Source organism: Spirosoma endophyticum (genome assembly GCF_900112365.1).
Classification (GTDB): Bacteria; Bacteroidota; Bacteroidia; order Cytophagales; family Spirosomataceae; genus Spirosoma; species Spirosoma endophyticum.
Genome location: NZ_FOLQ01000005.1, coordinates 53,951 through 66,640 on the forward strand (window position 1 = coordinate 53,951; position 12,690 = coordinate 66,640).

General features: G+C 48.3%; 12 protein-coding genes. 5 read left to right on the forward strand and 7 right to left on the reverse strand.

Features of this window, described 5'->3' with window-relative positions; all coding sequences use genetic code 11:
• Window positions 1-27: 27 nt before the first annotated feature.
• Window positions 28-1,779 (reverse strand): lysine--tRNA ligase, encoded by a 1,752-nt coding sequence (gene lysS, locus BM202_RS14855; RefSeq protein ID WP_093827398.1) that lies wholly within the window; start codon window positions 1,777-1,779, stop codon window positions 28-30.
• Between the two features lie 210 nt (window positions 1,780-1,989).
• Between lysS and BM202_RS14860 the strand changes: the two genes are divergently transcribed.
• Together BM202_RS14860 and BM202_RS14865 are read left to right on the forward strand one after the other, a co-directional pair.
• Window positions 1,990-2,841, forward strand: a complete 852-nt coding sequence (locus tag BM202_RS14860) for an SPFH domain-containing protein (protein ID WP_177236597.1) — start codon at window positions 1,990-1,992, stop codon at window positions 2,839-2,841.
• A gap of 76 nt (window positions 2,842-2,917) precedes the next feature.
• Window positions 2,918-3,112, forward strand: coding sequence for a type II toxin-antitoxin system antitoxin (locus BM202_RS14865; protein WP_093827399.1), 195 nt, complete (start codon window positions 2,918-2,920; stop codon window positions 3,110-3,112).
• A 6-nt stretch (window positions 3,113-3,118) separates the two neighbouring features.
• On the opposite strand, the gene BM202_RS14870 is transcribed toward BM202_RS14865, so the two are convergent.
• The 6 genes from BM202_RS14870 to rpmH all read right to left on the reverse strand — a co-directional run bounded on the left by BM202_RS14870 (window position 3,119) and on the right by rpmH (window position 8,161).
• Window positions 3,119-3,802 (reverse strand): hypothetical protein, encoded by a 684-nt coding sequence (locus BM202_RS14870; RefSeq protein WP_093827401.1) that lies wholly within the window; start codon window positions 3,800-3,802, stop codon window positions 3,119-3,121.
• A 347-nt stretch (window positions 3,803-4,149) separates the two neighbouring features.
• Window positions 4,150-4,926, reverse strand: a complete 777-nt coding sequence (locus BM202_RS14875) for a type III pantothenate kinase (RefSeq protein ID WP_093827403.1) — start codon at window positions 4,924-4,926, stop codon at window positions 4,150-4,152.
• 90 nt (window positions 4,927-5,016) lie between these two features.
• Window positions 5,017-5,706: a tRNA (adenosine(37)-N6)-threonylcarbamoyltransferase complex dimerization subunit type 1 TsaB gene (gene tsaB, locus BM202_RS14880; protein WP_093828061.1), complete on the reverse strand. Its 690-nt coding sequence runs from the start codon at window positions 5,704-5,706 to the stop codon at window positions 5,017-5,019.
• A gap of 71 nt (window positions 5,707-5,777) precedes the next feature.
• Window positions 5,778-7,436, reverse strand: coding sequence for a S41 family peptidase (locus BM202_RS14885; RefSeq protein WP_093827405.1), 1,659 nt, complete (start codon window positions 7,434-7,436; stop codon window positions 5,778-5,780).
• 92 nt (window positions 7,437-7,528) lie between these two features.
• On the reverse strand, window positions 7,529-7,918 hold the full coding sequence (locus BM202_RS14890; RefSeq protein ID WP_093827407.1) for a ribonuclease P protein component: 390 nt from the start codon (window positions 7,916-7,918) through the stop codon (window positions 7,529-7,531).
• A 75-nt stretch (window positions 7,919-7,993) separates the two neighbouring features.
• A complete protein-coding gene (gene rpmH / locus BM202_RS14895; protein ID WP_046576258.1) occupies window positions 7,994-8,161 on the reverse strand; it encodes a 50S ribosomal protein L34 in 168 nt (55 codons plus the stop codon).
• 227 nt (window positions 8,162-8,388) lie between these two features.
• Between rpmH and BM202_RS14900 the strand changes: the two genes are divergently transcribed.
• The 3 genes from BM202_RS14900 to BM202_RS14910 are packed head-to-tail and all read left to right on the forward strand — an operon-like array spanning window position 8,389 to window position 12,666.
• On the forward strand, window positions 8,389-9,981 hold the full coding sequence (locus BM202_RS14900) for a M61 family metallopeptidase (RefSeq protein ID WP_093827409.1): 1,593 nt from the start codon (window positions 8,389-8,391) through the stop codon (window positions 9,979-9,981).
• A gap of 47 nt (window positions 9,982-10,028) precedes the next feature.
• Window positions 10,029-11,120, forward strand: a complete 1,092-nt coding sequence (locus BM202_RS14905; protein WP_093827411.1) for a glycoside hydrolase family 130 protein — start codon at window positions 10,029-10,031, stop codon at window positions 11,118-11,120.
• Window positions 11,121-11,151: 31 nt separating this feature from the next.
• Entirely contained in the window at window positions 11,152-12,666 is a 1,515-nt protein-coding gene (locus tag BM202_RS14910) for an amidase (protein ID WP_093827413.1), read from the forward strand.
• The last annotated feature ends 24 nt before the right edge of the window (window positions 12,667-12,690 follow it).

Below are 12,690 nucleotides of genomic sequence, written 5' to 3' on the forward strand. Positions count from 1 at the left end.
ATAGTTGCATTCTTTGACTTATGCTTGTTATCCTATCCAACCTTTAACATCGTCAAGAGTTGGCATTTTAGCCTCTAGTTTTAATTTTTTGCGAACGCCCCCAAGGTCGTTGAAGAGTTTATTGGGATTGGCTGTACCAAGTTGATCAACCGTCAAAAAGCCCAGTTTCTGTACGGCCGGAACCCACTCGGCCGGAACACCAGCGGCAACGAAATCACTTTCGTCCGACTGCTCCACTTTCTTTTCGGGTCGCATTTGTGGGAAAAACAATACGTCCTGGATCGACGGCTGGTTGGTCATAATCATCGCCAGACGGTCAATGCCCAGCCCCACACCTGCCGTTGGCGGCATACCGTATTCAAGCGCCCGCAGGAAATCTTCATCCAGTGCCATAGCTTCTTCGTCGCCCCGTTCGGCTAAGCGGAGTTGCTCTTCAAAACGTTCCCGCTGATCGAGTGGGTCATTTAGCTCAGAGTACGCATTCGCAATTTCTTTTCCGTTGCAAATAGCCTCGAATCGTTCTACTAAACCCGGTTTGCTACGGTGTTTTTTGGTCAATGGCGACATTTCAACGGGGTAGTCGGTAATGAACGTCGGCTGAATCAGGTTGGGCTCGCAGGCATCGCCGAATAACTCATCAATCAGCTTCGACTTGCCCATTGTGCTGTCTACTTTAATTCCCCGACTTTCGGCTACCTGCCGAAGGTCCTCCTCGTCCATTTCCGATACGTCGACACCCGTATATTCCTCGATGGCTTCGAACATGGTCAGGCGTTTCCAGGGACGTTTGAAGTCGATGACATTTTCGCCAACTGTCACTTTGGTTGTTCCAGCTACGTCCAGCGCCACTTTCTCCACCATCTCTTCGATCGTATCCATCATCCAGAGGTAATCTTTATACGCTACGTAGAATTCTACCTGCGTAAATTCCGGGTTGTGTGTCCGGTCCATACCTTCATTTCGGAAGTCCTTAGCGAATTCGAACACGCCATCATAGCCGCCTACAATCAGGCGTTTCAGGTATAACTCGTTGGCAATCCGCATGTAGAGCGTCATGTCAAGCGAGTTGTGGTGCGTACGGAACGGCCGTGCGGTGGCTCCCCCGTGAATGGGTTGCAAGATGGGCGTTTCAACCTCCAGATAGCCTTTTGCGCTCAAAAATTGCCGAATTGAGTTGACTAGCTTCGTACGTTTTATAAATACCTCGCGCACCTGCGGATTCACGATCAGGTCTACGTAGCGCTGGCGGTAGCGTTGTTCTGGATCGGTAAACGCGTCGTAGGTTTCTTTTTCGCCTTTTTCATTCACCACCTCCTTCACCACCGGAAGAGGACGTAGTGATTTATTCAGGATTTTGAATTCCTTCACGTAAACCGACAATTCACCGGTCTTGGTGGAGAACACATGACCACGAACGCCAATGATGTCGCCAATGTCCAGTAGCTTCTTAAAAACGGTGTTATACAGGGTTTTATCGTCGCCGGGGCAGAGATCATCACGCCGGAAGTAAAACTGCATACGACCGGTAGCATCCTGAATTTCAGCAAACGAAGCACTGCCGCTAATGCGGAACACCATCAGCCGCCCGGCCAGTTGAACATCGCCCCAGCGCTCGTCGTTGGAGAGATCCATTTCTGGCTCAACATCACCACTAAAAGCAGCTCGAATGTCGGCGATGGTAGTTGTTACGTCAAATAATGCGGCTGGGTAGGGATCAATGCCCATCCCGATTAATTCTTCGCGTTTTTGTCGGCGATTTATTTCTTGTTCACTCAGCATGTCAGTCAGATCGTTGGTCAGTCAGTACGTTGACCAGGTATTTGAGTGGGCAAAAATAGTGAAAAGGATTGGCGTTTACTGGTATAAGGTCGAATATGCCATTGCTGTAATCAGACAACCGCTCTTCTATTTTTTAATGAGGTAAAGAAAATCATTTGTATCATTGTGATATTAAAATGATGTCACATTTTCACCTTACTCTTTACCGTCATGCAGGAGAAAAAACTTACGTCTGTTTCGGGTTATATTTTTGTCATAGGTGCCCTGGTCTGTTTTGGTGTGGCCGCACTGGCTGCTAACTATAATGGGGCACTACTGGCCATACTGTTAAGCTTAATCGGTGTTTTCCTGCTGAAAGGTATCGTCGTTATTTATCCAAAAGAAGGGATGAATGCTACGTTCTTTGGCGACTATGTGGGCACCATTAAAGAAACGGGATTGAGGTGGGTGAACCCACTGTATAGCAAAACAAAAATCAGTTTACGCGCTCGTAACCTGAATGGGCAGACGCTGAAGGTAAATGATAAAATGGGCAATCCGGTGGAGATTGCAGCCGTTGTCGTCTGGCAGGTGAGTGATGCCGCCAAAGCTTTATTCGAGGTTGATAACTACGTTAATTTCGTGCAGATCCAGTCTGAAGCAGCCGTGCGGAAATTAGCCAACTCGTATGCATACGACCATATGGAAGATGAAACCTCGTCGGTAACCCTGCGCGACAGCACGGGCCAGATCAACGAATTTCTGGAAAAGGAACTTAACGAGCGTTTGGAACGAGCGGGCGTTGATATTATTGAAGCCCGTGTCAGTCATTTGGCGTATTCCTCCGAAATTGCGGGGGCCATGCTACAACGCCAGCAGGCATCAGCCATGATAGCGGCCCGTCGTCTAATTGTGGAGGGAGCTGTTGGTATGGTGGAAATGGCTCTGGAGCGTTTGGAGAAAAATGGGGTAATTTCGTTAGATGAAGAACGTAAAGCCGCTATGGTGAGCAATCTGCTCGTCGTTTTATGTGGCGAAAAATCCGTTAGCCCGGTCGTAAATGCGGGAACGTTGTATAATTAAAAGGAGGAAGGGGAAGAGAGGGAGGAAAAGTTAAACTAGATAGTCTTTTTTTCCTCTTCCCTTTCCTCCCCCTTTTATGGCTACAGAAAAAAAAGCATTTGTCTTACGGATTCAGCCAGAAACACTAAAAGAGCTGGAGCGTTGGGCACAGGAAGACTTCAGGAGTGTGAATGGGCAGATCGAATACCTGCTCAACGACGCGCTCCGAAAACGGAAAAAGCAGAGTCAGCCTACAGCTAATGATGAACCGGCTCCCCAATCCGATACGTAGCCGAACTTATTCCTGCGAGGGAACAGACTCTCTGGCAGAAGCCGTTCTAGGGTCTTTTTGCGCCAAAAAATTATATTGATCGATGAGCACCAGGCGCCCTAAAAGTGTGCGGGTATTGATATTGTGCTGCTGCACATACGCCTGTAGCTCACGATCATAAGCCGTCATCAACGGTTGGTAAATTTCCAGGTAAAACCGATCCAAGGCCATCAACCGACCCGCATCCTGTACATAATAGTCAAAAAGATCGGTATTTTGTGCCATAGTGGGCTGATCGGCATAATTCGATGGGTGCCCAAATGCTCGTTTAAACAAACCATGAGATCGTCTTAATCGCCGAACGACAGCCAGTGGCCCATCCATCCATACTTCGAAAAACGTACGATTGTCGTGATTTTTAGTTGCAGAGCCTGGCAACGATCTAAAGTCCCGATTTTTATGTAGACTATAATCGAACCAGCCAAACTGAACAACCTGATTCGCCGAGAACGTGTGTAAGCGCCCATCCAACTGACGAAACATGACCATCTCCGCCAGCCAGTTATAGGATAGATTTCCTTCTAAAACCGTCTTATTCCAGAGCGTTATATGGCCCGCATGCCAGACTTCTTTCTCCGGAGAAGCTTGAGTGAAAAAAACACAAAATAATACAAGTATAGTGATTAGTGTAAGCTTATAAAGAGTTTTCATAACGGTTGATAATACGTTGATAAATATGATTTTCCTATGATTCTTTCCTCTTACTGGACGCTCTTGAATCAGGCTACTTAGAGCAAGTTAATGAATAGATAAATGCCTTATTATCAGCGATTAAATAATCCTATTTTTGATTATTTCATTATGTATAGATAGGATAGAACTGATAGAGGAAAAAGTTAGTAATGTTCTATTTCTATGTTCTTTGTTTAAAAAAAGCAGCCGTAAAATTTTGATTTTATGGTCTACAATAAATTAATATTTTTTATACCTATTAATATAGTACAAAAAAAAGCGCCCTAATTAGGGCGCTTCAAGCGTTAACGGATTAACCAATAAGGTTATTTAGTCGAAGCGGTGACCAGGTCACCAATAAGTCGTATGCCCTCCAGGGTAAGAGAAGGAACAATATCAGTGAAGGCATTGCGCAGTGATGGTATTCGTCCCGATAGTCCACCTGTAGCTACGGCAAGGCAATCGCCATGTAGTTCGGCTCGAATGCGATCCAGCAAGGAACGTACCAAACCCTCATAGCCGAGAATAACGCCAGCCTGGATCGCCAGCGTTGTACTGGTACCAAGTGCAGACACGGGTACTTCAATAGGCACTTCGGGTAATTGGGCCGTGTTCGCAAACAGCGACCGAATGGCCGTTTTCAGACCTGGTGCAATGGCTACACCCAACATTTTTCCCTCGCCCGATACCGTTGTAAACGTAAGCGCTGTTCCAAAATCCACGACGACGCAGTTACTATGGTAGCGCGTATAAGCCGCCAGTGCATTAGCGACAAGATCGGCCCCAATTTCATGCGGGCGAAGAATCTCGATTGGTAATATTGGGTAAATTTCCGGACCGGTCACTATAGGTTCAAAACCAAATAATTCAGCTAGCATGGCCCGCATAATAGGCGCTAGTCCAGGTACAACACTGCTTATGACGGTGGTTTTGACAGCACTCAAGGGAACACTGGCTTCCAGCAGCCAGAGCCGTAGTCGACGCTCATAGGAGTCAGCGGTTTCATCGAGCCGGGATGGTGTACGCCAGATGTGTTTCCAGGTGGTTTGATCGTAAAGTCCGAAAACAGCGTCGGTATTACCAATATCAACTATAATCTGCACAGGAACGGGAAATAGACAGTTGTCGGGGCGAAATAAGGAGAAAAATGGCAGATTCCCGCGTAGTTGTCAAAGGATAGGCATGTATTCATCCTAAAGTACCGCCTTCTTCGGCTGCGTTGTCATGAAATCTTTGAGGTAGAACGGCTCAAAAGTGGCCAGATTTTCAAACTGATTTTCCGAAAATGCGTGTGTGGCTAATTGGCCAACTGTCCGGGCCGAAGGTACTACGTTCACGTCAGGAAAGATGGCGTTAGTCTGTTCTCCGAGTAGGGCCCGGCATTTTGCGGCTCCGTCACCAAAAAATACAACCGGGCTTTGGATCAGCCACTCGTTGAATGAATTATCGTCGATGATTTGCGCCCAGGTAGGTTTGATCTCCTCTCCTTCAGTCGTATATAGTGCGCAATAAACTTCCATGCGCCGGGCATCGATCATTGGGCAAAGTACGTAATCAGTCGGGAAATACGACCGGACTTGTGCGGCCAGTGCGGCCAGTGTATTAATAGCCAGCAACGGTTTGTCCAGCGCAAAACAAAGTCCTTTTGCCGTTGAAACACCAATGCGCAAACCGGTATAGGAACCCGGCCCTTTAGCCACGGCTACGGCATTTAACTGATTCAACTCATGGCCCGTTTGCTGCACTACGTTGCTAATCAGCGTAGTGAGCATAGCTGCCGAAGTACGTTCTGTATAAAGCTCGTGGCAACCCAGCAATACCCCATCCTTGTGGAGCGCAACCGAACAAACTGTAGTAGACGTATCGAGAGAGAGAATAAGCATATTAATGATGAATGATGAATGATAAATGATACTCAGTACGGAATCATTCATCATTCATCATCCATAACTCATCATTTACTTTTTAAGATGGAGGCATACCGGTTCATGTCCTTAAAGAGATTGAGAGCGGCTTTCATTTCGGGGTCAGTAGCGAACGAAGCTTCTTTAAGACCCTTCTGTAAATAATAGTGCCCGGCAATTTCCTGCTCCAGCAGCGTCTTGATCTCCGTCTTGAACGTATTCAGATCCGCATCTTTGCTGTGCGACATTTTCGTTTTGAGCGATTTCAGTTGATCCTGAATCTGATCGAAATATTTTTCTTTCTTAGCCGAGGCTTCGAGCGTACCGAGGTCTTTTTCCACCTGCGTCGTGTAATCGTAGTCTTTGTCAGCGACCCACTTGGTGAAATCCTGATATTCGGTATCAGTCAGATGGAATTCGCGGGCGGGTTTGATGCTGGCGTGCTCGTGGCGGTATTTAACGGCATAATCAAAAAGTAGTCCCTTGTTGTTCAGGCTTAGCGCAATGGGCGTAGGCGTCTGAGCTTCAACCACTACGTCGGGCAGAACGCCACCGCCATCATACACAACCCGACCCGCTTTGGTTTTAAAGGCCGTTTTCAGCGAATCGGGGATCTTGCCAACGCTTCCGTCGGGATTGCGGTGGCTGTAGTCAATCGCCTGAATGCAACGCCCGCTGGGTATGTAATACTTGGCCGTTGTAATTTTCAGTTTCGTATTGAACGACAGCTCACGGGTAGTTTGTACCAGGCCTTTGCCATACGTACGCTGGCCAATTAAAACACCCCGGTCGTAATCCTGAATTACACCCGACACGATCTCTGCCGCCGATGCGCTGTGGTTGTTCGTCAGAACAACAATCGGGATTTCAAGATCGAGCGATGGGTTCAGCGCCGTATAGGTCTTGTTCCACTCGGTTACTTTTCCTTTTGTTGTTACAACTTCAGAATCTTTCGGGATAAAAATATTGGAAATATCAATAGCCATGTTGAGTAACCCACCGGGATTTTCGCGCACGTCGAGAATGAGTTTTTTCATCCCTTTCCCTTTCAATTCCTGAAAGGCGCTACGTACTTCCCGAGAGGCCGTAGCCGTAAAATCTTTAAGGTCGATATACCCAACGTCTTCGGAGACCATCCCGTAATAAGGCACGTTGGTCATCTTCACTACGTCGCGTAGTACGCTAAGCTCTACCGGATCTTTCTGTCCGAATCGCTGAACCGTCAGCTTAACGGCGGTATTGTTCTGACCTTTTAATAGTTTTCCCGGATCAGCGTCTTTAAGACTTTTCAGCGATACACCATCAATCTTAACGACCTCATCCCCGATTTGCAATCCCGATTTCTCGGCCGGTGTTCCTTCATAGACCATGAGCACGATGCTCTTGCCCAGTCGCTGACCAATCAGCGCACCGATGCCATTGTAGCGACCGGTGGTCATGGTCATGTAGTCCTCGATTTCGTCTTCGGCGAAAAAGTTCGTGTATGGATCAAGGGCTTTCAGCATCGCATCGATGCTGGTTTTCACCATACGGTTGGGATTCACTTCATCGACGTAGTAGAGATTCAACTCTTTGAACAACGTAGCATAGATGTCGAGGTTGCGGGCAATCTCAAAAAAGCGGTCGTCGGTCTTAAAGGAAAAGAAACCAATGCCACCCGCTATGAGGGCCGACGAAGCTAATAAGGTAAAACGTTTGGAAAAGCGCATAGGATTGAGTCGTCAGTCTTTGGTCGATAGTCATCAGTATAAGTCAATAATCAACGGCTAGAGCTATATCGTTTATGACTAACGACTGACCACTATCGACTAACGACTTTTTGCATAGCTAATTTCATACCTTTTTCTATCTCTTCAAACGAAATTATTTGTTTGGCGGTATAAAGAAAAGCAATGTAGGGAGGATAGGTCGTTTCCTTGTCGAAAAGATGCTTATTTAGTCGGTAAGCTTCACGTACTCGCCTGCGTACGAGATTACGGTCAACAGCGCGCTTGAAGGTTCGCTTGGGAACGGTGATGACAATGGCTGGCAGTGCCGACTTGCCTTCTGGCTCGGATTCAGACGCATGCATATACAGTGTCCGAAACGGAAAAAGGTAGAACGTCCCGACAGACATACTACCTTTTTTAAATAATTCACCCAGAATTTTTTTACTGCAAAGCCGTTCGGATTTTGGGAAGGTTTGCGGCATAAAGTAGTGGGAATCAATAGCTGTTTACTTGTCAGTGGCACTATTAACTAACGACTGACCACTATTGACTATCGACTAGATTTTAAAGCGTTCGCCTTTTTTCTCGTCCGAGACGGTCAATTTGTGGCGACCTTTGGCACGACGGCGGGCCAAAACCTGACGGCCATTGGCACTGGCCATCCGCTCGCGGAAGCCGTGTTTGTTTTTCCGCTTCCGATTCGATGGTTGGTACGTTCTTTTCATGATATATCTTTCCTAAACCTCTATTTTCCAAATGAGTCCGCAAAGATAGCAGAATGACTACAGTTTACCAAGCGTAAGTATATAAAAACGAATTGATCTATTGGACGTTACTTTTGTAGATACGTTTTTCGCCGGAAATTGGGCCTTGTTGTAGCTATTACTTTAGTACACAAGGCACTCTGGTTTTCGGCGACTGTTATTTTTGGGCCTTACTCTTCTGTTAATTTATGCATTATCGACTGTCTGCCGACCGGGCCAATCCGCATTATATTGCCGTTGACGCGCATCTAACGAATATCACTACGCCGGAAGTTGATTTACAATTACCCGCCTGGCGACCTGGACGGTATGAATTGCAGCAGTTTGCCAAAAACATTCAGCGGTTTGAGATTTTCGATGAAAAAGGGCAACCCCTGCCATTTCGGAAAATCACGAAAGATCGTTGGCGCGTTCAGACGAATGAATCGACTGCATTGACTGTACAGTATAATTATTATTCGCTCCTTTCTACGCCCAATCTGCTCAACGCAGGCAGTAGTTTCATAAGTGATACGTTGCTTTATGTCAATCCGGTAAATCTGTGCCTGTATGCTGAAGGGCGTATCACCGAGCCCTGCACGCTTGAACTGGATATTCCCGATGGGTGGATGATTGCCTGTGGACTGGAACAAACTGATCCTAAAAACCTTCGGGCGGCTGATTTCTATGAACTGGTAGACTGCCCCTTGATTGCTGCGCCAGTAATGCAACACATTCAATATGAGGTAGGTGACGTGCCGTTTCACGTCTGGATTCAGGGGGGTCGACGTACCGACGGAAACACTACGTTCGATGCGGACCGGATCATCCAGGATTTCAGCCGGTTCTCGCACAAACAACTTGAACTTTACGGCGAATTTCCCGAACGGGCATACCATTTTCTGACCCTGATCTTACCTGTTCCTTATTATCACGGCGTTGAACACCGCAATTCGACAGTGCTGGTGCTTGGCCCAAACGACGAAGGAGAGGGATTGTATCAGGATTTACTGGGCGTGTCGTCGCACGAGTTATTTCATGCCTGGAACATTATCCGTATTCGGCCTGCCGAGTTATTGCCCTATGATTTCACACAGGAGAATTACTTTACAACCTGCTTTGTGGCAGAGGGCGTAACGACCTATTATGGCGATTTGATGCTTCGGCAGTCGGGCGTATTCACGGATGAAGCGTACCTGAAAGAGTTGCAGGTTGTGTTCAAACGTCATTTCGAAAATAACGGGTTGGCCTTTCAGTCGCTCACCGAGTCGTCGTGGGATTTGTGGCTCGATGGTTACGACAAAGGTGTACCGGATCGCAAAGTGTCAGTTTACCACAAAGGGGCCATTGTGGCGCTGATTCTGGACTTGCACATTCGCCGGCTCACAAACCACGAGCGGTCGCTGGACGACGTCATGCGGCTGATGTGGCAACGTTTCGGAAAGCCCTTCGTTGGCTACACCCTGGACAATTATCGCTCCGTGACGGAGGCTGTTGTAGGAGAATCGCTGGATTGGTATTACGACCTATGTGTTTTTGGTAACCAGCCACTCGCAGCAAAACTAAATGAGTATCTGGCGTGGGTGGGCCTCCAGGTCGTATATGAAGAACCTAGTACCGACCATCCCGGTGGTATCCGGCTGCTGGAACTGGATAGTGACCAGACTAACGGCCAGTTCGTCTACCAGCAACGGGCGCGCTGGTTCGGCCAGGTAGCGACCGCCGAACTACCAACCGAGCTTCCGCATGAAGCCGAACTGGTGCCTGAAGAAAAATTAGGCAAGAAAGTAGTGGCCAAATGATGATGTTTGGCTTTTCATCAAGCGATTAAACCCTAATCCGATCCATAATGAAGCGTTCGTTTCTATTCCTTTTCCTATTGCCGGGCTGCCTGTTGGCGCAACCCAAACCCGAAAAGCCCTGGATGCTGGGGCCATTCCAGAAAGAGAACGCACACAACCCAATTCTGGATGCAAAAAGCAGTACCACTTTTGCCTGTCCTATACGTAAAGAAACCGTTCGATGGGAAGAGAAAGACGTCTTCAACCCGGCAACCGTAGTACGTAATGGAAAGGTATATATGATTTACCGGGCCGAAGATACTGTTGGAAAATATGCCGGTACGTCGCGCCTGGGATTGGCTGAGAGTACGGATGGTATTCATTTCAAACGGATGCCAAAACCGGTGTTTTATCCGGATAACGATGCGATGAAGGTATATGAGTGGGAAGGAGGTTGTGAAGATCCACGCGTTGTTGAAAGCCCGAACGGCGTATACGTAATGACCTACACATCCTACGACGGTGATATAGCGCGACTTTGCGTAGCTACATCGCGCAACTTGATCAAATGGAATAAACAGGGATTGGCGTTCAGTCAGTTCGATAATGGCAAGTATCGGAATTTATGGTCGAAATCAGGAGCGATTGTGTGCAAACGCATGGGTGACCGATTGGTCGCGCAGAAAATCAACGGAAAATACTGGATGTATTGGGGCGACCAGCCAAAGCTTCGGCTTGCTACGTCGGATGATCTTTTGCACTGGTCACCGCTCGAAAGCGACAGGGGCGAACCCGTGATTGCGGCCGAGTCGCGACCAGGGAAATACGATTCTCGATTAATGGAACCCGGCGCGTTTGCCATGCTCACGAAAGACGGTATTCAGTTGATTTATAATGGCATGAATGCCGATCAGAATGGTGATCCAAATCTTCCTAAAGGGGCTTATTGCGGAGGACAACTGCTGTTTGATGCACACGATCCGGCAAAACTGCTCGACCGGTCGGAGACCTATTTTATTAAACCCGATCAGCCGTATGAAATACAGGGCCAGGTTAATCAGGTGTGTTTTCTGGAAGGCATGGTACCGTTCAAGGGCCGCTGGTTTTTATATTATGGAACCGCCGACTCTAAAATTGGGGTAACTGTTGCCAAACAATAGACGGCCGTCTATCCATTCAAAAATCTGCCTTATGCAAACTTCCCCTGCCCAAGCCGTATCCTTTGAAGAGTACGTCAAGCACGATGCTACGTCGCTGGCCGAACTTGTTCGCACGGGCGAAGCAACGCCTGCCGAACTCCTGGAAACAGCCATCGTTCGCGCCGAAGCCATCAATCCGAAACTGAACGCCATTGTTACGCCTTTGTACGATAAAGGCAGAGACATGGCGAAACAATTGCCGGGAACAGGCCCATTTCGGGGGGTGCCGTTTCTGCTGAAAGACCTGGAATTTGAATGGGCCGGAACCCCCATGAAAGCGGGTTGTGCAGGGTATAAAAATTATGTCTCTACAACCGATAGCGAGATTATTAAGCGTCTGAAAGCCGCGGGTCTGGTGTTCTTTGGTAAAACCAATACGCCCGAGTTTGGCCTGACGCCCTACACGGAATCGAAACTTTATGGTCCGGCCCATAATCCATGGAAACTCACGCACTCACCAGGCGGATCGAGTGGTGGGTCAGCGGCTGCCGTAGCGGCTGGGATTGTTCCGGCTGCTACAGCTTCAGACGGGGGTGGCTCCATTCGCATTCCATCAGCCTGCTGCGGTTTATTTGGCCTCAAGCCTTCGCGCGGACGCGTAACGCTCGGTCCACGCTTCGGCGAGTTATGGAACGGAGCCGTGACGGCCAACGTCGTGACACGTAGTGTCCGGGATAGTGCAGGCTTCCTGGATGTGATTGCTGGCCCGTTGGCAGGCGATCCGTATGGTATTGTCCCACCCGAACGGCCATTTCGGGAGGAAGTCGATCGGGAGCCGGGGAAGCTACGTATTGCCTTCTCAACCCAGTCGCTGATGCCTTCGCAGGTTGTTGATCAGGAATGCGTAAAAGCAGTTAAGGAAACGGTTCGATTGCTTGAAAGTTTAGGGCATACGGTTGAAGAAGTGCCCTTGCCCTACGAAAAAACACTCGTGACCGAAGCGTTTTTCCTGTCGGTGCTGAGCGAAACAGCGGCTACCCTTCGGGAACTGGGACATTACCTGGGTAGACCCGTCCAACGTAGTGATGTGGAGCTGAATACGTGGGCACAAGCTCGACTGGCAGAGGGATTCACGGCGGCCGATGCCGCGTATCAGAAACGTCGCTGGAATAGCCTTAATCGCATTATGGGCCAGTTTCATGAAACGTATGACCTGTTTCTAACGCCGACCTTACCCCGCCCACCCATCGCTATTGGAACATTCCAGAATACGGCTTCGGAGCAACGGTTACTCAAATTAGTGGATTCATTGGGTGGGTTGAAATACCTGAATGGCAGCAAAACAGTAAATGATTTAGCCGAACGATCTCTGGGTTATATTTCGTTTGCCGTTATTACAAATATGACCGGCCAGCCGTCGATGTCAGTACCGCTGCACTGGTCGGCCGACGGATTGCCTATCGGCGTGATGTTTGCAGCCAAACTCGGTGACGAAGCGACCTTGTTCCGAATGGCGGGTCAACTGGAACGAGCCAAACCCTGGTTTGACAAACGACCAAACGTGTAGAGCTCAACGCAAATAACACTGTAG

Bases quoted from the DNA above. Each gene is read 5' to 3' on its own strand.
- lysS (WP_093827398.1), bottom strand. From the start codon at position 1,779: ATGCTGAGTGAACAAGAAATAAATCGCCGACAAAAACGCGAAGAATTA.
- BM202_RS14910 (WP_093827413.1), top strand. From the start codon at position 11,152: ATGCAAACTTCCCCTGCCCAAGCCGTATCCTTTGAAGAGTACGTCAAG.
- BM202_RS14860 (WP_177236597.1), top strand. From the start codon at position 1,990: ATGCAGGAGAAAAAACTTACGTCTGTTTCGGGTTATATTTTTGTCATA.
- BM202_RS14905 (WP_093827411.1), top strand. From the start codon at position 10,029: ATGAAGCGTTCGTTTCTATTCCTTTTCCTATTGCCGGGCTGCCTGTTG.
- tsaB (WP_093828061.1), bottom strand. From the start codon at position 5,706: ATGCTTATTCTCTCTCTCGATACGTCTACTACAGTTTGTTCGGTTGCG.
- BM202_RS14885 (WP_093827405.1), bottom strand. From the start codon at position 7,436: ATGCGCTTTTCCAAACGTTTTACCTTATTAGCTTCGTCGGCCCTCATA.
- BM202_RS14900 (WP_093827409.1), top strand. From the start codon at position 8,389: ATGCATTATCGACTGTCTGCCGACCGGGCCAATCCGCATTATATTGCC.
- rpmH (WP_046576258.1), bottom strand. From the start codon at position 8,161: ATGAAAAGAACGTACCAACCATCGAATCGGAAGCGGAAAAACAAACAC.
- BM202_RS14870 (WP_093827401.1), bottom strand. From the start codon at position 3,802: ATGAAAACTCTTTATAAGCTTACACTAATCACTATACTTGTATTATTT.
- BM202_RS14865 (WP_093827399.1), top strand. From the start codon at position 2,918: ATGGCTACAGAAAAAAAAGCATTTGTCTTACGGATTCAGCCAGAAACA.
- BM202_RS14890 (WP_093827407.1), bottom strand. From the start codon at position 7,918: ATGCCGCAAACCTTCCCAAAATCCGAACGGCTTTGCAGTAAAAAAATT.